Origin of the sequence: Pseudomonas fluorescens, from assembly GCF_005938625.1 — a bacterium.
GTDB classification, from domain to species: Bacteria; Pseudomonadota; Gammaproteobacteria; order Pseudomonadales; family Pseudomonadaceae; genus Aquipseudomonas; species Aquipseudomonas fluorescens_BD.
In genome coordinates, this window is the sequence record NZ_VCNJ01000028.1 from 1 (window position 1) to 20783 (window position 20783).

23 protein-coding genes and 4 tRNA genes are annotated in these 20783 nt (G+C 57.5%); 10 read left to right on the forward strand and 17 right to left on the reverse strand.

All coding sequences use genetic code 11. The annotated features are described in order from the left end of the window. Nucleotides 1-55: 55 nt before the first annotated feature. From clpX to FGA82_RS18050, 7 genes are all read right to left on the reverse strand, one after another. Nucleotides 56-1339, reverse strand: coding sequence for an ATP-dependent Clp protease ATP-binding subunit ClpX (clpX, locus tag FGA82_RS18020; protein WP_141128103.1), 1284 nt, complete (start codon nucleotides 1337-1339; stop codon nucleotides 56-58). A 112-nt stretch (nucleotides 1340-1451) separates the two neighbouring features. Then, nucleotides 1452-2087 carry an ATP-dependent Clp endopeptidase proteolytic subunit ClpP gene (clpP, locus tag FGA82_RS18025; RefSeq protein WP_007951559.1) on the reverse strand — a complete coding sequence of 212 codons (636 nt, stop codon included), beginning with the start codon at nucleotides 2085-2087 and terminating at the stop codon, nucleotides 1452-1454. Between the two features lie 93 nt (nucleotides 2088-2180). Further along, a complete protein-coding gene (gene tig, locus FGA82_RS18030) occupies nucleotides 2181-3491 on the reverse strand; it encodes a trigger factor (protein ID WP_007917329.1) in 1311 nt (436 codons plus the stop codon). A gap of 402 nt (nucleotides 3492-3893) precedes the next feature. Beyond that, a tRNA-His gene (locus FGA82_RS18035) sits at nucleotides 3894-3969 on the reverse strand. A 77-nt stretch (nucleotides 3970-4046) separates the two neighbouring features. After that, nucleotides 4047-4131 (reverse strand) — tRNA-Leu (locus FGA82_RS18040). 56 nt (nucleotides 4132-4187) lie between these two features. Further along, nucleotides 4188-4263 (reverse strand) — tRNA-His (locus FGA82_RS18045). A gap of 32 nt (nucleotides 4264-4295) precedes the next feature. Beyond that, nucleotides 4296-4372, reverse strand: a tRNA-Arg gene (locus FGA82_RS18050). Nucleotides 4373-4647: 275 nt separating this feature from the next. Here FGA82_RS18050 and folD point away from each other — a divergent pair. Together folD and pbpG are read left to right on the forward strand one after the other, a co-directional pair. Continuing rightward, a complete protein-coding gene (folD, locus tag FGA82_RS18055; RefSeq protein WP_007917331.1) occupies nucleotides 4648-5502 on the forward strand; it encodes a bifunctional methylenetetrahydrofolate dehydrogenase/methenyltetrahydrofolate cyclohydrolase FolD in 855 nt (284 codons plus the stop codon). Between the two features lie 230 nt (nucleotides 5503-5732). Then, nucleotides 5733-6671, forward strand: a complete 939-nt coding sequence (pbpG, locus tag FGA82_RS18060; protein WP_141128104.1) for a D-alanyl-D-alanine endopeptidase — start codon at nucleotides 5733-5735, stop codon at nucleotides 6669-6671. Between the two features lie 56 nt (nucleotides 6672-6727). Here pbpG and FGA82_RS18065 read toward each other — a convergent pair whose 3' ends face one another. The 3 genes from FGA82_RS18065 to FGA82_RS18075 all read right to left on the reverse strand — a co-directional run bounded on the left by FGA82_RS18065 (nucleotide 6728) and on the right by FGA82_RS18075 (nucleotide 7916). Beyond that, the gene (locus FGA82_RS18065) at nucleotides 6728-6934 is read right to left on the reverse strand and encodes a hypothetical protein (RefSeq protein WP_141128105.1); all 207 of its coding nucleotides are present in this window, start codon (nucleotides 6932-6934) and stop codon (nucleotides 6728-6730) included. Between the two features lie 12 nt (nucleotides 6935-6946). Further along, the gene (locus FGA82_RS18070) at nucleotides 6947-7153 is read right to left on the reverse strand and encodes a DUF6021 family protein (RefSeq protein WP_141128106.1); all 207 of its coding nucleotides are present in this window, start codon (nucleotides 7151-7153) and stop codon (nucleotides 6947-6949) included. 91 nt (nucleotides 7154-7244) lie between these two features. Next, a complete protein-coding gene (locus FGA82_RS18075) occupies nucleotides 7245-7916 on the reverse strand; it encodes a peptidase C39 family protein (RefSeq protein ID WP_141128107.1) in 672 nt (223 codons plus the stop codon). A 234-nt stretch (nucleotides 7917-8150) separates the two neighbouring features. Here FGA82_RS18075 and FGA82_RS32125 point away from each other — a divergent pair, with 234 nt between their 5' ends. Next, on the forward strand, nucleotides 8151-8321 hold the full coding sequence (locus FGA82_RS32125) for a hypothetical protein (RefSeq protein WP_171057303.1): 171 nt from the start codon (nucleotides 8151-8153) through the stop codon (nucleotides 8319-8321). Nucleotides 8322-8576: 255 nt separating this feature from the next. Here FGA82_RS32125 and FGA82_RS18080 read toward each other — a convergent pair whose 3' ends face one another. Both FGA82_RS18080 and FGA82_RS18085 read right to left on the reverse strand, forming a co-directional pair. Continuing rightward, nucleotides 8577-9326, reverse strand: a complete 750-nt coding sequence (locus tag FGA82_RS18080) for a TerC family protein (RefSeq protein ID WP_034154674.1) — start codon at nucleotides 9324-9326, stop codon at nucleotides 8577-8579. 29 nt (nucleotides 9327-9355) lie between these two features. Further along, complete coding sequence (locus FGA82_RS18085; RefSeq protein WP_141128108.1) at nucleotides 9356-9598, reverse strand: hypothetical protein; 243 nt, start codon at nucleotides 9596-9598, stop codon at nucleotides 9356-9358. Between the two features lie 133 nt (nucleotides 9599-9731). On the opposite strand from FGA82_RS18085, the gene nhaR reads away from it, so the two are divergent. Beyond that, nucleotides 9732-10631 carry a transcriptional activator NhaR gene (nhaR, locus tag FGA82_RS18090; RefSeq protein WP_108225594.1) on the forward strand — a complete coding sequence of 300 codons (900 nt, stop codon included), beginning with the start codon at nucleotides 9732-9734 and terminating at the stop codon, nucleotides 10629-10631. Here nhaR and FGA82_RS18095 read toward each other — a convergent pair. Beyond that, nucleotides 10626-11789 (reverse strand): MFS transporter, encoded by a 1164-nt coding sequence (locus FGA82_RS18095; protein WP_141128109.1) that lies wholly within the window; start codon nucleotides 11787-11789, stop codon nucleotides 10626-10628. The genes nhaR and FGA82_RS18095 overlap by 6 nt on opposite strands. A gap of 336 nt (nucleotides 11790-12125) precedes the next feature. Here FGA82_RS18095 and sstT point away from each other — a divergent pair, with 336 nt between their 5' ends. Further along, on the forward strand, nucleotides 12126-13358 hold the full coding sequence (sstT, locus tag FGA82_RS18100; RefSeq protein WP_141128110.1) for a serine/threonine transporter SstT: 1233 nt from the start codon (nucleotides 12126-12128) through the stop codon (nucleotides 13356-13358). A 339-nt stretch (nucleotides 13359-13697) separates the two neighbouring features. On the opposite strand, the gene FGA82_RS18105 is transcribed toward sstT, so the two are convergent. Beyond that, complete coding sequence (locus FGA82_RS18105; RefSeq protein ID WP_141128111.1) at nucleotides 13698-14207, reverse strand: DUF1993 domain-containing protein; 510 nt, start codon at nucleotides 14205-14207, stop codon at nucleotides 13698-13700. 125 nt (nucleotides 14208-14332) lie between these two features. Between FGA82_RS18105 and FGA82_RS18110 the strand changes: the two genes are divergently transcribed. Further along, nucleotides 14333-14980: a YceH family protein gene (locus FGA82_RS18110; RefSeq protein WP_141128112.1), complete on the forward strand. Its 648-nt coding sequence runs from the start codon at nucleotides 14333-14335 to the stop codon at nucleotides 14978-14980. 117 nt (nucleotides 14981-15097) lie between these two features. Here the strand turns inward: FGA82_RS18110 and FGA82_RS18115 are convergent, their stop codons facing one another. Continuing rightward, entirely contained in the window at nucleotides 15098-15616 is a 519-nt protein-coding gene (locus FGA82_RS18115) for a cupin domain-containing protein (RefSeq protein WP_141128113.1), read from the reverse strand. Between the two features lie 191 nt (nucleotides 15617-15807). Next, complete coding sequence (locus tag FGA82_RS18120; protein ID WP_141128114.1) at nucleotides 15808-16626, reverse strand: shikimate 5-dehydrogenase; 819 nt, start codon at nucleotides 16624-16626, stop codon at nucleotides 15808-15810. A gap of 256 nt (nucleotides 16627-16882) precedes the next feature. Between FGA82_RS18120 and FGA82_RS18125 the strand changes: the two genes are divergently transcribed. From FGA82_RS18125 to FGA82_RS18135, 3 genes are all read left to right on the forward strand, one after another. Then, nucleotides 16883-17239 carry a hypothetical protein gene (locus tag FGA82_RS18125; protein WP_141128115.1) on the forward strand — a complete coding sequence of 119 codons (357 nt, stop codon included), beginning with the start codon at nucleotides 16883-16885 and terminating at the stop codon, nucleotides 17237-17239. A 231-nt stretch (nucleotides 17240-17470) separates the two neighbouring features. After that, nucleotides 17471-17665, forward strand: a complete 195-nt coding sequence (locus FGA82_RS18130) for a hypothetical protein (protein WP_016984641.1) — start codon at nucleotides 17471-17473, stop codon at nucleotides 17663-17665. A 102-nt stretch (nucleotides 17666-17767) separates the two neighbouring features. Next, a complete protein-coding gene (locus FGA82_RS18135; RefSeq protein ID WP_016984642.1) occupies nucleotides 17768-17950 on the forward strand; it encodes a hypothetical protein in 183 nt (60 codons plus the stop codon). Here the strand turns inward: FGA82_RS18135 and FGA82_RS18140 are convergent. Then, on the reverse strand, nucleotides 17947-19008 hold the full coding sequence (locus FGA82_RS18140; RefSeq protein ID WP_141128116.1) for an AI-2E family transporter: 1062 nt from the start codon (nucleotides 19006-19008) through the stop codon (nucleotides 17947-17949). The two genes, FGA82_RS18135 and FGA82_RS18140, sit on opposite strands and share 4 nt — an antisense overlap. A gap of 155 nt (nucleotides 19009-19163) precedes the next feature. On the opposite strand from FGA82_RS18140, the gene yegQ reads away from it, so the two are divergent. Next, complete coding sequence (gene yegQ / locus FGA82_RS18145; RefSeq protein WP_141128117.1) at nucleotides 19164-20495, forward strand: tRNA 5-hydroxyuridine modification protein YegQ; 1332 nt, start codon at nucleotides 19164-19166, stop codon at nucleotides 20493-20495. The last annotated feature ends 288 nt before the right edge of the window (nucleotides 20496-20783 follow it).

The following is a 20783-nucleotide window of genomic DNA, read 5'->3' on the forward strand; positions in this document are numbered from 1 at the left end:
TCAATCAAGGGGGGAATAACCGAAGGCCCCTTCTTTGTTGCGGCGCAGTGGACGCTTACGCGTCCGGCGCTGCCTTGGCCGTCGGCTCACTGTTTTCGTAGATATACAGTGGCTTGGACTTGCCTTCGATCACGCTTTCATCGATCACGACTTTGCTCACCTCGGACTGCGAGGGGATTTCATACATCGTGTCGAGCAGTACACCTTCGAGAATCGAGCGCAGACCACGGGCACCGGTTTTACGTTCCAGGGCACGCTTGGCGACCGATTTCAGCGCGTCGGTCCGGAACTCCAGATCCACGCCTTCCATCTCGAACAGCTTGGCATACTGTTTGGTCAGAGCATTTTTCGGCTCGGTGAGGATCTGCATCAGCGCAGCCTCATCCAGCTCGTCCAGCGTCGCGAGGACCGGCAGACGACCGACGAATTCCGGGATCAGACCGAACTTGACCAGATCGTCAGGCTCGACTTCACGCAGGGATTCACCGACTTTCTTGCCTTCTTCCTTGCTGCGCACTTCTGCGTTGAAACCGATGCCGCCTTTGGTGGAACGGTTTTGAATAACCTTTTCCAGACCGGAGAACGCACCACCGCAGATGAACAGGATGTTACGGGTGTCGACCTGCAGGAATTCCTGCTGCGGGTGCTTGCGACCACCTTGCGGCGGTACGGAAGCGACCGTGCCTTCGATCAACTTCAGCAAGGCCTGTTGCACACCTTCACCGGAAACGTCCCGGGTGATCGACGGGTTGTCGGACTTGCGGGAAATCTTGTCGATTTCGTCGATGTAGACAATACCCATCTGGGCTTTCTCTACGTCGTAATCGCACTTCTGCAGCAGCTTCTGAATGATGTTCTCGACATCTTCACCCACGTAACCCGCCTCGGTGAGAGTGGTTGCGTCGGCGATGGTGAACGGAACGTTCAGCAAGCGGGCCAGTGTTTCGGCCAGCAGGGTTTTACCGGAGCCTGTCGGGCCGATCAGCAGGATGTTGCTCTTGCCGAGTTCGACGTCGTCAGCCTTTTTGTCACGCTGGTTCAGGCGCTTGTAGTGGTTGTACACCGCTACGGCCAAAACCTTTTTCGCACGCTCCTGACCAATGACGTACTGGTCAAGGATGCCGCTGATTTCTTTAGGCGAAGGCAATTTATGCACGCTGCTTTCGGCCTGGGCTTCCTGCACCTCCTCGCGGATGATGTCATTGCACAGGTCGACGCACTCGTCGCAGATAAAGACCGAGGGGCCGGCAATCAATTTGCGCACTTCATGCTGGCTTTTGCCACAGAAGGAGCAATAGAGCAGCTTGCCGTTGTCCTCGCCGTTGCGGGTGTCAGTCATTCGTTCGATCCAAATCCGATAGGCTTGCAACACAAGATGAAGGCTATTGCGGGCTTTTTCAAGCCCGCCGCTGATCGGCCAAGCCGACCAAGCCTATTTTGAGCTGCTTATTTTAAGCTGGGCGCTGGTTGATCACTTCGTCGATCAGGCCATATTCCTTCGCAGCTTCTGCACTCATGAAGTTGTCGCGATTGGTATCGCGCTCGATTTCTTCCAGAGTACGCCCGCTATGCTTGGCCATCAGCGTGTTCAGGCGCTCGCGAATGAAGAGGATTTCCTTGGCGTGGATTTCGATGTCCGACGCCTGGCCCTGGAAACCGCCCAGTGGCTGGTGAATCATCACGCGCGAGTTCGGCAGGCAGAAACGCTTGCCCGGGGCACCTGCGGTCAGCAGGAATGCACCCATGCTGCAAGCCTGGCCGATGCAGGTGGTCGACACGTTCGGTTTGATGAACTGCATGGTGTCGTAGATCGACATGCCTGCTGTCACCGAACCGCCCGGGGAGTTGATGTAAAGATGGATGTCCTTGTCCGGGTTTTCCGCTTCAAGGAACAGCAGTTGCGCGCAGATCAGGTTGGCCATGTAGTCCTCTACCGGACCAACCAGAAAGATCACTCGCTCCTTGAGCAGGCGCGAATAGATGTCATAGGCGCGTTCGCCACGAGCAGATTGCTCGACAACCATCGGGACCAGGCCGCCGGCAGCCTGGATATCAGAGTTCTGCTGAATATAAGAATTACGGAACATGCTCTGCAGTCGCTCCCAAATAGTTATGTCTTGAATACGCATAAGCCAGCTCGAGAGCTGGCTTATGGTGTGTACTTCTTAACGCAAAATCAATCAGTCGGCTGTTGGAGCTTCTACCGGCTTGACTGCTTCTTCGTAAGAGACCGCTTTGTCGGTCACACTAGCTTTCTGCAGAACAGTATCCACAACTTGTTCTTCCAGCACAACCGAACGCACTTCGTTCAGCTGCTGCTCGTTTTTGTAGTACCACGACACAACCTGCTCAGGCTCCTGGTAAGCCGAAGCCATTTCCTGAATCATTTCGCGAACGCGGGCTTCGTCAGGCTTCAGGTCGAACTGCTTGACCACTTCAGCTACGATCAGACCCAGCACGACGCGGCGCTTGGCCTGCTCTTCGAACAGCTCGGCCGGCAGTTGATCAGGCTTGATATTGCCGCCGAACTGCTGAACAGCCTGCACGCGCAGACGGTCAACTTCGTTGGACAGCAGAGCCTTAGGCACTTCGATCGGGTTGGTGGCCAGCAGACCGTCCATAACCTGATTCTTGACCTTGGATTTGATCGCCTGACGCAGTTCACGCTCCATGTTCTTGCGAACTTCGGTGCGGAAACCGTCGATGCCGCTTTCCTTGATACCGAATTGAGCGAAGAATTCTTCGTTCAGCTCTGGCAGCTTAGGCTCGGAAACAGTGTTGACGGTCACGGTGAACTCGGCGGTTTTGCCAGCCAGGTCTAGGTTCTGATAGTCCTCTGGGAAGGTCAGGTTCAGAACGCGCTCTTCGCCAGCTTTAGCGCCAACCAGGCCTTCTTCGAAGCCCGGGATCATGCGGCCGGAACCCAGTACCAGCTGAGTACCCTTGGCGGAACCGCCAGCGAACACTTCGCCGTCAACCTTGCCAACGAAATCGATGTTCAACTGATCTTCGTTCTGGGCAGCACGGTCGGCCACTTCAAAACGGGTGTTCTGCTTGCGCAGGATGTCGAGCATTTTGTCCAGGTCAGCGTCAGCCACGTCAGCGCTCAGGCGCTCAACGGTGATGCCGTCGAAACCGGCAACGGTGAACTCCGGGAACACTTCGAACACAGCAACGTATTCCAGATCCTTGCCAGCTTCGAGCGACTTAGGCTCGATCGAAGGCGAACCAGCCGGGTTCAGCTTCTGCTCAACCACAGCCTCGTAGAAGGAGGACTGGATAACATCACCAACAGCTTCCTGACGAGCATCAGCACCGAAACGGCGCTTGATTTCGCTCATTGGCACTTTGCCTGGACGGAAGCCAGCAATCTTGGCCTTTTGGGCAGTCTGCTGCAGACGCTTGTTGACCTGAGTCTCGATGCGCTCAGCCGGCACGGTGACGCTCATGCGGCGCTCGAGAGCAGTAGTATTTTCAACAGAAACTTGCATGGATATTCCTCGTTGCACAGACGTTAGCCGGCCGTTTCCGACCCCAGAATCAAGGGCATGCATTCTAGTGGGTCAAACTCAAGAAGTCACCCTACTGAAAACGGGTAAAAAAACAGCAGGCATATTATCGGGGCCACTACACCAATGCAGTGCGCCCCACAGGCGAATACAACCAATCACGCCAGGGCTCTGCGCCAACCGCTTCTATATATAGAAGAGACTGCCGATCACTCCCTGACGGCCGCTCTTGCAAGCAAGCCCGGCGAGCAGCGCAGCATCATCGAGCAACATAAATACGACGAAGCGCCCTGCCCCTGCGCCCCGAAACCAACAATCGCCGGTTTTCAGAACCGCTAAAACAAAAAAGGCGCCAGACTGTTAAATCTGGCGCCTTTCGAAATATGGGGTGGACGATGGGGATCGAACCCACGACAACGGGAGTCACAATCCCGTGCTCTACCAACTGAGCTACGCCCACCATATTGCGTAACAAAAAAGCCAAACAACTTCTTTGTTGAAACCTCACCAGCCCGAAGACATGAATGAAGCTTTAATTGGTGCGGATGAAGAGACTCGAACTCTTACGCCTCGCGGCGCTGGAACCTAAATCCAGTGTGTCTACCAATTCCACCACATCCGCAGGTGAAGCTTTAAAGCAAAGGCGCCAGACTGTTACATCTGGCGCCTTTCGAAATATGGGGTGGACGATGGGGATCGAACCCACGACAACGGGAGTCACAATCCCGTGCTCTACCAACTGAGCTACGCCCACCATATCGCGTTACTTGTGCCAAAGCTGCCTAATGGCGCACCCGGCAGGACTCGAACCTGCGACCATCCGCTTAGAAGGCGGATGCTCTATCCAGCTGAGCTACGGGCGCCTTATTAATCTGTACTCTTAAAGGACTACAAACTAAGTGCTTTCCAGTGTCGCAGAACCTTGATTCCGCTTCACCTTCTTAACCAGTGCTAGGCTGTGCCCGACAAGTGCGACGAATAGTATAGAGCGCTCCGAAGGTCGTCAAATCCTTTTTGAAAAAAATTCATTTAATTAAAGGAGTTAGAGGAATTTGCTGACCAAGCGCCTTTGCCCTCACCGCTCGACATGCGAGAATGCGTTCTCATTTTTTCCCCTCTCGATGGTTAATCACGCGCAATGACTGCACAACTAATCGACGGCAAATCGATCGCCGCCAGCCTGCGCCAGCAGATCGCCCAACGAGTTGCCGAGCGTCGCCAGCAAGGCCTGCGCACTCCCGGCCTCGCGGTGATCCTGGTCGGCAGCGATCCTGCCTCTCAGGTTTATGTCTCGCACAAGCGTAAAGACTGTGAAGAGGTTGGCTTCCTCTCTCAAGCCTACGACCTGCCCTCTGACACCACGCAAGACGCGTTGACCGATCTGATCGATCGCCTCAACGACGACCCTGCAATCGACGGCATCCTGCTTCAGTTGCCGCTGCCCGAGCACCTGGACGCCTCCAGACTGCTGGAGCGTATCCGCCCGGACAAAGACGTCGACGGTTTCCACCCTTATAACGTCGGCCGCCTGGCCCAGCGCATTCCGCTGCTGCGTCCATGCACGCCTAAAGGCATCATGACGCTGCTGGAAAGCACCGGCGCCGATCTGTATGGCATGGACGCTGTGGTTGTCGGCGCCTCCAACATCGTCGGTCGCCCGATGGCGATGGAACTGTTGCTGGCCGGCTGCACCGTGACTGTGACTCACCGCTTCACCAAGGATCTGGCCGGCCATGTTGGTCGTGCCGATCTGGTGGTGGTGGCCGCCGGCAAGCCGGGCCTGGTCAAAGGCGAGTGGATCAAGGAAGGCGCGATCGTGATCGACGTCGGCATCAACCGTCAGGACGACGGCAAACTGGTCGGTGACGTTGTTTACGAAACCGCCCTGCCCCGCGCCGGCTGGATCACCCCGGTGCCGGGCGGCGTCGGTCCGATGACCCGTGCCTGCCTGCTGGAAAATACCCTTTATGCGGCAGAAACCCTGCACGCCTGACCGGTACTTTCAGCAATAAGAAAAACCCGCCTTGTGCGGGTTTTTTCATGCCTGAGAAAAAACTGTAACCGTTCGCCGGAAACCCCTCTTTTTACAGGCCTTTTCACGAGATTTTCAGGTCACTCAAACAACCATCGACAGTTCTTCAGCCATACTCCTAAAATGCGACGCTTTTAAGAAATAACCCGTTACAAACTAACGGAATATCCAACCTTTATGAGTTCGCCCGCGTGAAAATTCGTCTTTCGATTCTGAGCCTGTTTTTTGCTTTTACAGGCACATTCATCACGCCAACGATCAACGCTGCGGAAACCACCGCTGCCCCTCGTGATGCTTCGACCCTGAAGATCGCTTCCGGCAGTGCCCTGCTCATGGATATGCAGACCAACAAAGTCATCTACTCCAGCAACCCTGACGTGATCGTGCCGATCGCTTCTGTCAGTAAGTTGATGACCGGTTTGGTAGTGGTTGAAGCCCGGCAAAACATGGACGAATGGATCAATGTCGATATCAGCAACACGCCGGAAATGAAAGGTGTGTTCTCCCGAGTCAAACTGAAGAGTGAACTGCCGCGCCGCGAGATGCTGCTGATTGCCCTGATGTCCTCGGAAAACCGTGCCGCTGCCAGCCTGGCACACCACTACCCGGGTGGCTATGCAGCCTTTATCGCGGCCATGAACGCCAAGGCCAAAGCGCTGGGCATGACCAACACGCACTATGTCGAGCCAACGGGTTTGTCCGAGCGCAACGTTTCCACCGCCCGCGACCTGAGCAAGTTGCTGGTCGCGGCGAGCAAGTACCCGATTCTCAGCGAACTCACCACCACCAAAGAAAAGACCGTGTCTTTCCGCAAACCCAATTACACCCTGGGTTTCCGCAATACCGATCACTTGGTCAACAAGGCCGACTGGGACATCAAGATCACCAAGACCGGCTTCACCAATCCCGCCGGTCACTGCCTGGTACTGGTGACCAAGATGGGCAACCGTCCCGTCGCACTGGTCATTCTCGACGCGTTCGGCAAGTACACCCACTTTGCCGATGCCAGCCGTATTCGCAGCTGGGTAGAAACCGGGCGCAGCGCCAGCGTTCCGGCGGTGGCTCAGCAGTACAAGGCCGAGAAAAACCTCAAGAATCGCCAGAGCGGCGTAGTCGAAGCGTCCAAGTAAGGCACCGCACAAGAAAAAGCCCCGAATTCTCGGGGCTTTTTTTCATCTGCTGCCTCTCAGTCATTGGGCAACGGCATCTGATCATCATCAGGAATGCCATCCCCCGCACTCGGATCCCGTGAAGGTTCCGAAGTCGTGATATTGGGCCGGGCCATCGGGTCGCGCATCGGGCTGTCCGGGTCCAGCACCGGATCAATCTCCGGCTCTGGCGTCGTCGGCACACTGTCAGGTTTTTGGTCATCGAAGCTTGAATCGGTACTCATACGCACCTCACATCAAGGTTTCAGATTGGCTAACGGGTCATAAGGCTTGGCCGGCTTCTTGGCATCCTCGCCGGGCTCGACGTCGAGAGGCGCCTTGGCGGGGCCGACAGGATCGACCTGCGGATCATCAAGATCGGGCGAGTCCGGATCGAACCCCAAATCATCTCCCGAGGAATGCTCGGAGGAATGTGGGCCTTTCGCTGTTGGGGAATCTTTCATATCGCCTCCTGATTCACCCGCAAAAACACGGGATGTATAAGTAGGAGGCTTGCCGGGCGTCGTCGTGCCCGGCAGATGACGAACGGAAAATTCAGTGTGCGGCCAACGCCTTGCGCGCCTGCGCCGCTTCGTTTTCCTGACCGGCCTGCGCCAACTCATCGGCCGCTTTGAGCCAGCGCTGACGATCAACCGCGGCTGGGATCTGCGACGGTTTTTGAATCAGAATCGCCCAGCCACCGGACTTTTCCAGCGCCGACTCAAAGGAACTGAAACTCATCAATTCGCGGCGGTTCATGCCGGCGCGCAGCAGGACCTTCTGTTTATTGCGATCGTAGCCGGACAGGATCGCGTAGCGCGGTTCCGCCCAGAATGCCGAACCCTCGCTGAAGCGCACCATCACCGGATAACCCGCCGCCACTTGGGTCAACAGCGATGGAAGGTTGCTGTCCAGCGGATAAACCACCATGCCGTACTCACGGGCAAGGTTCTGCAGGTTCTGCTGCAATTTGTCTTCGGCACCCGGCAGATGCAGGGGTTTTTCCAGCAAGCCCGGGGTAATCACGATGCCCTGCTGCGACAACAGGCTGGCCAGCACTTGCGGCCCGCTCTGATTGGCTTCACCGCGATAGAACGTGCCGCTGAGTTCGACCCGCTCCGGCAGACGCTTGACCTCGGGCGCGACACTGCCTGCACATCCGGCCAACACGGCCGCACAACCCGCCACCAGCAGCGCCGCACGAATTCGAGAAATTACCTGCACCATCATCACTCTCTGTTCAGACGCCGGTCATCGTGTTCCGGCAACGCCTGCGATCATAGGGCCGCGCCAGTCTGCGGTATAGCCTTAAGCGGCAGACACGCCGATTGCATAGAGCAAACTGATTGGTCGCAATCGACCTTTGGTCAATAGTCTGAAACACCCCATTGTCTAGACTGTCACTGAAACAGAGCGAATTGAAAAAGTGTGCGCCCGATGCAGGGCGAAGAGGAGGCACTGATGAGCCTGACCATGACCATCGTAATGTTGATTGCCGGCTGGCTGGCCGTGGCCGCTGCCATGTTGTGGGGCGTGCTGCGGATTTCGCGGCGCCACCATCACCATACGGTTCAGCCTGCTGCGGTTGATAAAATCGAGAAGCACAGCCCGCGTCACGCAGCTGCGCACTGAGGCCAAACTTAAAAAGCAAAAGCCCCTCACCCTAGCCCTCTCCCGGAGGGAGAGGGGACTGATCGAGTCGCTATTGAGAAATACATCGACGTGAAATATCGAGCCGAACTCAGGTTTAAAAACCACGCAGATCGGCTCCCTCTCCCTCGGGAGAGGGCTGGGGTGAGGGGCTGGTTCTATTCCACATTGCAAATCTTGAATCAAAAAAAACCGCCTGACCTCTAAGAGTTCAGGCGGTTTTTGTACTTTCAGCGGTTACGCCTGCTCAGCCAGCTTCTTCTGCTTCGCCCGACGCGACATCATGTTCAGCACCTCAATCGAAGCCGAGAACGCCATCGCCGCATACACATAACCTTTCGGTACATGGGCGCCGAAGCCTTCAGCGATCAAGGTCATACCGATCATGATCAGGAAGCCCAGAGCCAGCATCACCACCGTCGGGTTGTCGTTGATGAACTTGGCCAGCGGTTCAGCAGCAAACAACATCACCAGTACCGACACCACCACCGCGATGATCATGATCGGCAAGTGTTCGGTCATGCCGACCGCGGTAATGATGCTGTCGATCGAGAACACCATGTCGAGCATCAGGATCTGGCCGATAGCGGCAGCGAAACCCAGAGTAACCGTCGAGGTCGCCGACTTCGGATCTTCCGGCGCCGGGTCCATGCTGTGGTGGATCTCGGTCGTGGCTTTCCACACCAGGAACAGACCACCGGCGATCAGGATCATGTCCTTCCACGAGAAAGCCTGACCCAGGATCTCGATCACCGGCGCAGTCAGCTGCACGATGAAGGCGATGGTACTCAACAACGCCAGACGCAGGATCAACGCCATGCCGATACCGATGCGGCGCGCCTTCTGCTGGTACTGCTTGGGCAATTTGTTGGTCAGGATCGAGATAAAGATCAGGTTATCGATGCCGAGCACGATTTCCATCACCACCAATGTGGCCAAAGCAACCCAAGCGGTGGGGCTGGCGGCGAGCTGTAACAGATATTCCATGGGTCAGTCCTGACTCTGTGTAAGACGATTTAGATGGTCTTGGAGGAAGATTCGGATTTTTCCGCGTCTTTTTCCGGTGATTCTTTTTTCTCGATCAGTCCACCAGTGGCATCACTCAGCGCTTGCTCGGCGGCCTTGTGGGTGTCGTCGATCGCTTGCTTGGCGCTTTCGGCAGCCTTGCCCATCAGTTGCTGGGCGCTTTTCTCGGCCTGATCGCAACCGGCCAGAAGCAGTAAAGACGTAAACATCAATGCTGGGATTGTGTATTTCATAAGGTTTCCTTCGAATGAACAGACAGGCTCACAGACCGGCCGTCGATGGCTGGGCATTCTAGGGAGATGAACACTTCAGGAAAATTCGTATTTTTAGCGGCTATACTTCGGTTTTCACGAAGTGTAGACCGTCATGCTCAATTACCGACAACTGCATTACTTCTGGGTTGTGGCCAAGACCGGCAGCATCGTGCGCGCCTGCGAGCAACTGAACCTGACCCCACAAACCATCAGCGGGCAGATTTCTTTGCTCGAACAGACTTACGGCATCGAGTTATTCAGAAGGGTGGGCCGGCAACTCGAATTGACCGAGGCTGGCCGGCAAGCCCTGCCCTACGCCGAGCAAATGTTTCAACTGGGCGGCGAACTGGAGCTGATGCTGCGCGCACAACCCAACGAACAGCAGATCCTGTTCCGCGTCGGCGTTGCAGACGTGGTGCCAAAATCCATCGTCTACCGCCTGATCGCACCGACCATGGAGTTGAACGAACCGCTGCGCATCACCTGCCGCGAAGACAAACTCGAACGTTTGCTCGCCGATCTGGCCATCCAGCGCCTGGACCTGGTGATCTCCGACAGCCCGATGCCTTCGCACTTGGACATCAAGGGCTACAGCCAGAAACTCGGCGAGTGCGGGATCAGCTTCTTCGCCACTCCCGAACTGGCGGCAAAATACGGTCAGGATTTCCCACGCAGCCTGCACGGCGCACCGTTATTGATTCCAGGGGCGGAAACCGTGGTGCGCAGCCGCTTGCAGCGCTGGTTTGCCGAGCAGCAGATCCAGCCGCAAATCGTCGGCGAGTTCGATGACAGTGCGTTGATGCAGGCCTTCGGCCAATCCGGCAGCGGGATTTTTATCGGCCCGAGCGTGATTGCCGATGAAGTGAAGCGCCAGTACGGCGTCGAGCTGATTGGCCAGACGGACGCGGTGACCGAGTCGTTCTATGCCATTTCGGTGGAGCGCAAGGTCAAGCACCCCGGCATCGTTGCGATTACCGAAGGTGCCCGACGCGAGCTGTTTACCGCGTTATGAGGCCTCGGCGCAGATTTCGCGCGGCTTGAGCGTCATCAGCACCATGGCGAGGAACACCGAGAGCAAGATGAACCCGGCGGCGGCAAAGCCAAGGAAGCCCAGACCCGCACTGTCGATGACCCGGCCACCGACGATGGCGCCCAGGCCGATGCCCAGATTGGCCCCGGCGATGTTCAGCGAGGCGGCAAAGGCCGGCGCTTCTGGCGCGGCTTTCATCAGGCGCACATGGCTGACCAGGAACAGCGCAGCCTGGGTCACGCCCCAGATCCCCATCGCCACCGCCAGCCCCAGCGGCGAATGAATGTTCGGTACCAGCGAGACCATGCCGGCAATCATGAACGCACAGAACAACACCGACGCCCCCAGCGGATGCCGGTCCACCGCACGACCGCCCAGCGAGTTGCCGATCAGCCCGACCGCGCCGAAGGCCATCAGGCACCAACCAACCACAGTGCCGTTGAACCCGGCAAGGCGCTCAAGAATGTCGGCCAGATACGTGTAAGCAGTAAACATGCCGCTGAACACCAGAATCGACAGCACAATATGACCGATCATCAACGGGCTGCGCAGGATCTTGAACTGCGAACGGAAGCTGACCTGATGCTGGTGCAGACTGGTTTTCGGCAAGTAGACAAACAGCAGCAAAGCCTTGGCAAAGGCGATCACCGCCAGAATGCCAAAGGCACTGCGCCAGCCGAACGCGTCAGAAATCAGCGTGCCGACCGGAATGCCAAACACTGTCGCGCAGACAATGCCGAAGCCGATCTTGGCGATCGCCCGACCGGCGAAATCCGGGCCGACGATGTCCACTGCCGTTTCACTGGCCAAGGCCCAGAACACCGGCAGGCCGAGCGCCGGGATCAACCGGGCAATCGCCATCACCCAGATGTTCGGCGCCAGCGCCGCCACGGCATTGGCCAGACCAAACATGATCAGGATGCTGATAAACAGTTTGCGCCGCTCGAAGCGGGCGAAATACGCGGTCAGGAAAGGCCCGAACATGGCCACGGTAAAAGCGAATAGAGTCACCAGCAACCCGGCCTGCGGGATGGTGACTTCAAGGTCTCGGGCAATCGCCGGCAACAGGCCGACAATGACGAATTCCGTGGTCAGCACCGTGAAACCGGCGGCGGACAACAGAAGAATGGGCAACAGCATGCGCAACTCCAGCAAAACGACGACACCAGCGTTGACCCGGAGGCCCGCTGGCAGAACTTGAAAATAAGGATGAGGAATCTTAACAGAGTGTGTCCGCACTGACTTGCACAAACCTTCCGACTTTATTGCCTGATCCGGTGGCAGATCGTCACAGGCCTGAAGGATAGGGCCTACGCTGTGATAAAGTCCGCGCCCTTAAAAACGTACAGCCTGTTCAACGACCGGTTTATCGGCGTTGAAGTCGCATCAAACTTTCGGTGCGTGATGGTGGTCTGCCCCCGAATATCCACCGCCCTCACGCCACCTCGCACCCTATAAAAAATCAGAGATGCCGTTATGACTGCTTCATCCCCTTCTCTATTGCAACGCCTGAAGAACCTGAGCCTGGTCGCCCAGATCCTCATCGGCCTGATTGCCGGTATCGCTCTGGCGATGTTCGCCCCGCAAGTGGCAAAAGACACCGCGTTCATTGGCAAAGTGTTCGTGTCAGCGTTGAAAGCCGTGGCACCGATTCTGGTGTTCGTGCTGGTGATGGCTTCGATTGCCAACCACAAGCACGGCCAGGAAACCCACATTCGGCCGATTCTGTTCCTCTATCTGCTGGGCACCTTCGCCGCCGCAGTAGTGGCCGTCGTTGCCAGCATGGCATTCCCGTCGCATCTGGTGCTGTCCACCGAAAACGTCGCGGTAACGGCGCCGGGCGGCATTGGTGAAGTCTTGCAAAGTTTGCTGCTGAGCGTGGTCGATAACCCGGTGAAGGCGCTGATCGAAGCCAACTTCATCGGCATTCTGGCGTGGGCAATCGGCATGGGCGTCGCGATTCGCCATGCCGGTGACACCACCCGCGAAGTGCTCGGTGATCTGTCCAACGGCGTGACCCTGATCGTGCGCGTGGTGATCCGCTTCGCGCCGCTGGGTATTTTCGGTCTGGTCGCTTCGACACTGGCCACGTCCGGTTTCGGCGCGCTGATCGGTTATGCACACCTGCTGGCCGTGCTGCTCGGCTGCATGCTGTTCGTGGCGCTGGTGATGAACCCGCTGATCGTGTTCTGGAAACTGCGTCGCAATCCGTACCCGCTGACCCTCAAGTGCCTGCGTGAAAGCGGTATCACTGCATTTTTCACCCGCAGTTCGGCGGCGAACATTCCGGTCAACCTGGAGTTGAGCAAACGTCTGGGCCTGCATGAAGACACCTATTCGGTATCGATCCCGCTGGGCGCGACCATCAACATGGCCGGCGCGGCGATCACCATCACCGTTTTGACCCTGGCTGCCGTGCACACATTGGGCATTGCCGTGGATATTCCGACGGCGATTCTGCTGAGTGTTGTCGCCGCGATTTGTGCCTGTGGCGCTTCGGGTGTGGCCGGTGGTTCGTTGCTGTTGATTCCGTTGGCGTGCAGCCTGTTTGGCATTCCGAGTGAGATCGCCATGCAGGTGGTGGCGGTCGGTTTCATTATTGGCGTGTTGCAGGATTCGGCGGAGACGGCGCTGAACTCGTCGACTGACGTGCTGTTTACCGCTGCGGCGTGCCTGGGTGAAGAGGCGAAAGCTCAACGCACTGCGTAACCGCCTTACCCTATGGGAGCGAGCCTGCTCGCGAAGGGGTGGGTCAGTCGACATCGATGTCGCCTGACACACTGCATTCGCGAGCAGGCTCGCTCCCACAATGGAAAACAAAAAAGCCCGCCGAGGTGTGAACCTTGGCGGGCTTTTTTGTGGCTGAGATCTTTTCCCACCTCACCCCAGCCCTCTCCCCCAAGGGGGCGAGGGGGAAAGGGAGCTGATTTGTGTGCTGTTCAAAACCTGAGTTCGACTTGATGTTTCAGGTCGGCGTATCTCGAACAAACAACGCGATCAGTCCCCTCTACCTCCGGGAGAGGGTTAGGGTGAGGGGCTCTTGAAAAATCAGAACGCGCCCATGTAATCACGCTTGCCCACTTCAACACCGTTATGACGCAGCAGCGCATAGGTGGTGGTGACGTGGAAGAAGAACTGCGGCAAACCGTAAGTCAGCAAATAAGCCTGGCCGCTGAAGCGCTTCTCTTTCGGCGTGCCCGGACGGGTAACGATTTCGATGCCTTCCTTGCCATCGATCTGCTCTGGCTTGATCTCGCCGATAAAGGCCAGAACCTTGGCGATCAGCGCTTGCAGCTCGGCGAAGGTGGTTTCTGTGTCGTCGTATTTCGGCAGTTCAACTTCAGCCAGACGCGCCGAAACACCTTTGGCGAAGTCGACGGCGATCTGTACCTGACGGGTCAGCGGGAACATGTCCGGGTACAGACGGGCCTGCAGGAATGCGTTCGGGTCGATGTTTTTCTCGGCGGCGTGGGCTTCAGCCTTTTTCAGCACATCGCTCAAAGCGTTGAGCATTTGTTGAAAAACCGGGACGGATGCGGCGTACAGGGAAATGGTCATGGCAGTCTCGTGTGGTGGCTGGGTGGAACAAGGAGGCGATTATAGCCATGCTTGATGACCACACGGCTTGCCTTTTGTTTGGCAAGGATTAGGCTAGGCGCCTTCGACTGCAGAGGGAACGCGCGATGACCACAGAGACAGAATCCACCTTCGACGAGCCACGGCTCAACGCCACGGAAATCCGCATTCTCGGTTCGCTGATCGAGAAACAGGCGACCAGCCCGGAAACCTATCCGCTGACCCTCAACGCACTGGTGTTGGCCTGCAATCAGAAAACCAGCCGCGAACCGGTGATGAACCTGACTCAGGGTCAGGTCGGCCAGAGTTTGCGGGCGCTGGAAGGTCGTGGTTTCGCCAAACTGGTGATGGGCAGTCGCGCCGATCGCTGGGAGCACAAGGTCGACAAGGCTTTGGAACTGGTGCCGGCGCAGGTGATTCTCAGTGGTTTGATGTTTCTGCGCGGCCCGCAAACCGTCAATGAGCTGCTGACCCGCAGCGGGCGCATGCACGATTTCGAAGATGCCGAGCAGGTGGTGCATCAGCTTGAGCGCCTGATTGCGCGGGGGTTGGCGGTGTTGATTCCACGGCAGGCCGGGCAGCGTGAAGATCGTTATACCCATGCACTGGGTGATCCGGCGGATATCGAGGCGATCATGACGGCACGGCAGAATCCATCGGATCGCGGTGCGAGCAGCGGTGTTTCGGTTGAGCGTATCGAAGAGCTCGAAGCGCGGATTGCCGCGCTGGAAGAACGCCTGGCCCGCCTCGAATAACCACCCTCGAACCCCTGTAGGAGTGAGCCTGCTCGCGATAGCGGCGTGTCAGTCACATCATATTTGACTGACACGCCGCTATCGCGAGCAGGCTCACTCCTACAAGGGATCCATGTTTTACTCGCCATCCCAGTAATCGACGCCATCGGCCTGCCGCGCCACTGCGACGAAGCCTGAGGCATTGCCCTCAGCATCAACCTGAAAGTTATCCATCACCGCATATTTGTTCGAATCCGGGTATTCGCAAATTTCCGGTTGCTGCTGGGTGCTCACCGCCAGATAACGCAATTCGCCCGAGCTGGTATTGATGATCTGATGCGCCTTCTCCGGGCCGCCCGGCGGGCAAGCGATCACGTCGCCTTCGCGGATCGGGAAACGTTCGGCGCCCAGTCGCACTTCGCCCTCCCCGGCCACCACGTAGAACATTTCTTCATTGACCCGATGACTGTGGAACGGGCTGCCGCGCATGCCCGGTGGCAAGGCGTACAAGCGATAACCGAGTTTCTGCGAACCCAATTGCTGACCGACGCGGGCCATGCGCTGCTGATAGCGCCCGGCGGTTTCGCCTTCCGGGGCCAGGGCTCCGGGCAGGGATTCGAGTTCGACCTGATGCAGGTTGAGGATGGGTGGGTGCATGGGGGGCCTCGGTCACGGTTTTTGTGGTGGGCAAGTCTGGGCTTGCTGGGGAGGCAGTATAGGCAGGTTCTGATCTGAATCCGTTGTGAGGCCATCGCGAGCAGGCTCACTCCTACAGGGTGAACGCATTCCAACTGTAGGAGTGAGCCTGCTCGCGATGGGTCCGGTAAGGCTCTTACACAATTCGCTGATCAGCTCCGGGCAAACGCCACCGCCGCCGCAAACTGTTCTTCAGTCGGGCGCACGCCGGTGTACAACACAAACTGCTCCAGCGCCTGAATCGCAATCACCTCAAGTCCGGTAATCACCCGCTTGCCCTCCGCGCGGCCACGCACGATCAACGGCGTCTCCGACGGAATCGCCACCACATCAAACACGGTATCCGCCGCTTTGATCACTTCTGACTCAAACGCCAGTTGCCCCGCTTCCGGCCCACCGTCCATGCCCACCGGCGTCACATTGATCAGCATCTGCGGACGCTCATCCCCCAGTTCCGCCTGCCAGCGATAACCCAACGAATCCGCCAGCGCACGCCCGGCGTGCTCGTTGCGGGCGACGATCAGACCGTTTTTGTAGCCACCATCACGCAAGGCACTGGCCACCGCTTTGGCCATGCCGCCGCTGCCACGCAGGGCGAAGGTTGACTCCTTGGGCACCGCGTGGGTTTTCAGCAACTGCTCGATGGCAATGTAATCGGTGTTGTAAGCCTTGAGTTGGCCGCCGGTGTTGACGATGGTGTTGATCGACTGAATCGCCGCCGCTGACGCATCCAGTTCATCGACCAGCGCAATGCACGCTTCCTTGAACGGCATCGACACGCCGCAACCACGGATGCCCAAGGCGCGAATGCCGCCGACCGCGCCGGTCAGGTCTTTACTGCTGAAAGCCTTGTAATAAAAATTCAGACCCAACTGCTCATACAAATGGTTATGAAAACGCAGACCGAAATTGCCTGGGCGCCCCGACAGGGACATGCACAGCTGGGTGTCTTTGTTTGGGTTCATCTGCATGAAACTTCTCCTTCAAACGCACTTTCGGATAGACGGGATTAGCCAGCCCATCGGGTTCTGAACGATCATAGAGGCCTGTTTTCAACGTGTTCTGTGGCCCTTGCCCGGCCCGGTAAAGAAGCCGGTACAGACCTTACACAAAATTTACCCAGCGACTGTGCTGATTTTCAGAATTTCGCTGTCTTAGAAGTATCCCCGCGACAACTGTGGGCCTGGTGCAGGCCCTGCCGCCGGGTCGAAGAACCGAGGATTTATCATGATTCGTAAACTCCCTATCGTGGCCCTGCTGATTGGTGCATTTGCTGTCGCAGGGCAAGCAGAAGCCCATGGCGGCAATTACTGGCAAGGCCCAGCGGTGTTTGGCGCGATCGTCGGCTCGGCCATCATCGGCTCAGCGCTTATCAATCAGGATCGCCCGGTGTATGTGCAGCAAGCGCCGGTGTATGCCGCCCCGCCGCCGGTTTACGTGCAGCAGCCACCGCCACCGGTCTACTACCAGCCCGCGCCGGTGTATGTGCAACAACCGGTCTACGTGCAACCGGCCCCGGTGTATTACGGTCCACCGCGTGGCTACTACGGTCGCCCGCACTACTACGGCGGTCCACGCTGGTAACCGAAACACGAAAGCCCCGCTTTTATAGCGGGGCTTTTTTATGACCGTTGGTCGGCCAGCGTCTGAAAAAATCTCGCCAAGGTCGCTGTGAGGACAGTTTCACCGGCTAAAGTCGGCATGATTGATTGAGCGTTATGTACTTTTCCATAAAACGGTCATTTATTTGTCATGACGGAACCGCAATCTGAATCCGTCCGTAAACAACAGGTTGATAAGAACAAGGACGACTGTATGCCCACACAAAATCCGCACCGCATCGTCGGTCTGTGCACCTCCAGCAAGGTGTACAGCGCGCTGACCGAACTCAAGCACCTTGAAGGCCATCGCTGCGCCAAGTTTCTTTCGCTACTCGCGGAAAACCTCGTGCACAAAGGTTTGCTCAATGAGCGTGAAGTCATGCACATGCTCGATCAAGTGGTCGATTGAGCCCGCCCTCAACGGCGTCAATGACCACTATCGAAAGCGTTGATTGTCCGTAGAAGCGGCGAATCTCTAAGGTAGCTCCATTGATAGATGGAGGTACCCGTCATGGCTCAGGTTCAAATCATGTCCGTTATTGGCAGCGCCGTTCCCGCCTCGCTCAGAGCCTCGGGCCTGCTCGCCTGCTGGTATCTGATGCGCGACGGCGAAGCAATCAGCGGCCCGCTCACTTCGCTGCCCGCTGCGCAGGCACTGTCGCAAAAGATCGTCAGCCAGCCGTTTCACGCCTAAGGCAATTGCACCTTGGGCTTGGTCTCGGCAAACAGCGCCCAGCTCGACATGAACAACGCCGCGATCAGCGGCCCGATCACGAAGCCGTTGAGGCCAAACACCGCCAGACCGCCAAGGGTCGAGATCAGAATCATGTAGTCAGGCATTTTGGTGTCCTTGCCCACCAGAATCGGCCGCAGCACGTTGTCCACCAAACCGATCACAAACACCCCGAACAACCCCAGCACCACGCCCTGCCAGATCATGCCGCTGAGCAGGAAATACGCCGCCACCGGCGCCCAGACAATCCCCGCGCCGACCGCTGGCAGCAACGACAGAAAAGCCATCAACACCGCCCACAGCAACGCGCTGGGGATGTCGAGAAACCAGAAAATCGCTCCGCCCAGCGCGCCTTGAGTCACGGCAACCACCAGGTTGCCCTTCACCGTCGCGCGCACCACCCGGTTGAATTTCAGCTGCAAGCGGCGCTTGTGATTCTCCTCCAGCGGTACGGCGGTGCGTACTTTGCGCGCCAGTTCGGCGCCATCGCGCAGAAAGAAAAACAGCAGATACAGCATGATGAAAAAACTCACCACGAACTCGAACGTACCCTGACCAAAACTGAACGCCTGACTGGCCAGCACCTGACTGCCCTGCATCGCCATTTTGACGATTTTCTCGCGCAGCGCATTGAGTTCGCCCATGCCGAAGCGGTCGAGCAAGTGCTGAAAGTACGGCGGCAAGCTGTGCTTGAACTGCGCCAGATATGCGGCAATGTCCAGCTCACCACTTTCGATATTTTTGTAAACCGTCGCCCCTTCCTGCACCAGCAACACGCTAACGATGATCACCGGCAGAATCGCGATGACCAGACAGATGCTCAACGTGCACAGCGAGGTCAGGTTGCGTTGCCAGCCAAATTTCGCCTGCAACTTGCGTTGCATCGGCGCAAACAGGATGCCGAGGATCACTGCCCAGAACACCGCACCGTAGAACGGCAACAGGATCCAGATAAAGGCCACCGTGACCAGTACCAGCAGCACGGTCAGGGATTTGAATTGAAGACTCTTTTCGTTCATGTCCGGTCCATGTCAGTCAGGCGTCATGCACGCCCCGCTCCTTAGTCAGCCGCGGCGAGCACGAGTGCCATCTTTATTCATGGAGCATAGATCCAGATCAACAAACCCTCGCCGCACCTGGCTTACCCTGCCGCGCTTTTGCGACCGACACCGCCATGACCTCGATCCTCGCCGCCCCCGAACTGCTCGCTCCCGCCGGCACCCTGAAAAACATGCGCTACGCCTTCGCCTACGGTGCCGATGCTGTCTATGCCGGCCAGCCGCGTTATAGCCTGCGGGTGCGCAACAACGAGTTCGATCACGCCAACCTCGCGTTGGGCATTGGTGAAGCCCAGGCTCAAGGCAAACGCTTCTACGTGGTCGTCAACATCGCCCCGCACAATGCCAAGCTGAAGACTTTCCTCAAGGATCTGGCGCCGGTCATCGAGATGGCGCCGGATGCGCTGATCATGTCTGACCCGGGGCTGATCATGCTGGTGCGTCGGCATTTTCCGCAGATGCCGATTCACCTCTCGGTGCAGGCCAATACGGTGAACTGGGCGAGTGTCGAGTTCTGGCAGCAGCAGGGTGTGAGCCGGATCATCCTGTCGCGAGAATTGTCCCTGGAAGAAATCGGCGAAATCCGCGAACAAGTGCCGGGCATGGAGCTGGAAGTGTTCGTCCACGGCGCATTGTGCATGGCCTATTCCGGGCGCTGTCTGCTATCGGGTTACATGAACAAACGCGATGCCAATCAGGGCAGCTGCACCAACGCCTGTCGCTGGAAATACTCGGCGCAAGAAGCCACGGAAAACCAGCTCGGCGACATCGTTCAGACCTTCCAGCCCGAGCCAACATTGGGCATCGGCGCGCCGACTGATCAGTTGTTCCTGCTGCAGGAAGCCAACCGTCCCGATGAATTGATGCCGGCATTCGAGGACGAGCACGGCACTTACATCATGAACGCCAAGGACCTGCGTGCGGTGCAGCATGTTGAGCGTCTGACGCGCATGGGCGTGCATTCCCTGAAGATCGAGGGCCGGACCAAATCGCACTTTTATTGCGCGCGCACCACCCAGGTGTATCGCCGGGCGATTGATGATGCCGTGGCCGGGCGTGAGTTTGATCGCAGCCTGATGACCGATCTTGAGTCACTGGCGCAGCGTGGCTACACCGAAGGTTTTCTGCGTCGGCATGTGCATGACGAGTACCAGAATTATCAGCACGGCAGCTCTGTGTCGGAGCGCCAGCAGTTTGTCGGCGAGCTGACCGGTGAGCGGCGTGAGGGGCTGGCCGAGGTCAAGGTGAAGAACCGTTTTGCACTGGGTGATCATCTGGAATTGATGACGCCCACGGGCAATTTTCATTTTGATTTGCATGCATTGCAGAGTGTTAAGGGTGAGGCGATCGACGTGGCGCCGGGGGATGGGCATACGGTTTATGTGCCGATTCCGGAGGGGGTGGATTTGCGGTTTGGGTTGTTGATGCGGGATTTGCGTGGTGCCTGAGAAGCCCCTCATCGGAACGCCGCCCGCCTAGCCCTCTCCCAGAGGGAGAGGGGACTGATTGGGGGATATTGGAGAGATCCACCGACCTGAACGTACCGCGCCGAATCCATAATCAACTCTTCCGATCAAGCACACTGGACTTGGCTGAATCCATAATCTACTCGCTCGTTCAGCTTGGCTGAATCCATAATCGACTCGATTGTTCAGGTCGGCGTATAACCTGAGACACCTCGGTCGGCCCCCTCTCCCTCCGGGAGAGGGCTGGGCGGGGTAAAGACCGGGTACATC

What these genes read in the sequence shown, in the direction of transcription:
- clpX (WP_141128103.1), bottom strand. Translation starts at nt 1,339, where the DNA reads ATGACTGACACCCGCAACGGCGAGGACAACGGCAAGCTGCTCTATTGC.
- clpP (WP_007951559.1), bottom strand. Translation starts at nt 2,087, where the DNA reads ATGTTCCGTAATTCTTATATTCAGCAGAACTCTGATATCCAGGCTGCC.
- tig (WP_007917329.1), bottom strand. Translation starts at nt 3,491, where the DNA reads ATGCAAGTTTCTGTTGAAAATACTACTGCTCTCGAGCGCCGCATGAGC.
- folD (WP_007917331.1), top strand. Translation starts at nt 4,648, where the DNA reads ATGACTGCACAACTAATCGACGGCAAATCGATCGCCGCCAGCCTGCGC.
- FGA82_RS18065 (WP_141128105.1), bottom strand. Translation starts at nt 6,934, where the DNA reads ATGAGTACCGATTCAAGCTTCGATGACCAAAAACCTGACAGTGTGCCG.
- FGA82_RS18070 (WP_141128106.1), bottom strand. Translation starts at nt 7,153, where the DNA reads ATGAAAGATTCCCCAACAGCGAAAGGCCCACATTCCTCCGAGCATTCC.
- FGA82_RS18075 (WP_141128107.1), bottom strand. Translation starts at nt 7,916, where the DNA reads ATGGTGCAGGTAATTTCTCGAATTCGTGCGGCGCTGCTGGTGGCGGGT.
- FGA82_RS32125 (WP_171057303.1), top strand. Translation starts at nt 8,151, where the DNA reads ATGAGCCTGACCATGACCATCGTAATGTTGATTGCCGGCTGGCTGGCC.
- FGA82_RS18080 (WP_034154674.1), bottom strand. Translation starts at nt 9,326, where the DNA reads ATGGAATATCTGTTACAGCTCGCCGCCAGCCCCACCGCTTGGGTTGCT.
- FGA82_RS18085 (WP_141128108.1), bottom strand. Translation starts at nt 9,598, where the DNA reads ATGAAATACACAATCCCAGCATTGATGTTTACGTCTTTACTGCTTCTG.
- nhaR (WP_108225594.1), top strand. Translation starts at nt 9,732, where the DNA reads ATGCTCAATTACCGACAACTGCATTACTTCTGGGTTGTGGCCAAGACC.
- FGA82_RS18095 (WP_141128109.1), bottom strand. Translation starts at nt 11,789, where the DNA reads ATGCTGTTGCCCATTCTTCTGTTGTCCGCCGCCGGTTTCACGGTGCTG.
- sstT (WP_141128110.1), top strand. Translation starts at nt 12,126, where the DNA reads ATGACTGCTTCATCCCCTTCTCTATTGCAACGCCTGAAGAACCTGAGC.
- FGA82_RS18105 (WP_141128111.1), bottom strand. Translation starts at nt 14,207, where the DNA reads ATGACCATTTCCCTGTACGCCGCATCCGTCCCGGTTTTTCAACAAATG.
- FGA82_RS18110 (WP_141128112.1), top strand. Translation starts at nt 14,333, where the DNA reads ATGACCACAGAGACAGAATCCACCTTCGACGAGCCACGGCTCAACGCC.
- FGA82_RS18115 (WP_141128113.1), bottom strand. Translation starts at nt 15,616, where the DNA reads ATGCACCCACCCATCCTCAACCTGCATCAGGTCGAACTCGAATCCCTG.
- FGA82_RS18120 (WP_141128114.1), bottom strand. Translation starts at nt 16,626, where the DNA reads ATGCAGATGAACCCAAACAAAGACACCCAGCTGTGCATGTCCCTGTCG.
- FGA82_RS18125 (WP_141128115.1), top strand. Translation starts at nt 16,883, where the DNA reads ATGATTCGTAAACTCCCTATCGTGGCCCTGCTGATTGGTGCATTTGCT.
- FGA82_RS18130 (WP_016984641.1), top strand. Translation starts at nt 17,471, where the DNA reads ATGCCCACACAAAATCCGCACCGCATCGTCGGTCTGTGCACCTCCAGC.
- FGA82_RS18135 (WP_016984642.1), top strand. Translation starts at nt 17,768, where the DNA reads ATGGCTCAGGTTCAAATCATGTCCGTTATTGGCAGCGCCGTTCCCGCC.
- FGA82_RS18140 (WP_141128116.1), bottom strand. Translation starts at nt 19,008, where the DNA reads ATGAACGAAAAGAGTCTTCAATTCAAATCCCTGACCGTGCTGCTGGTA.
- yegQ (WP_141128117.1), top strand. Translation starts at nt 19,164, where the DNA reads ATGACCTCGATCCTCGCCGCCCCCGAACTGCTCGCTCCCGCCGGCACC.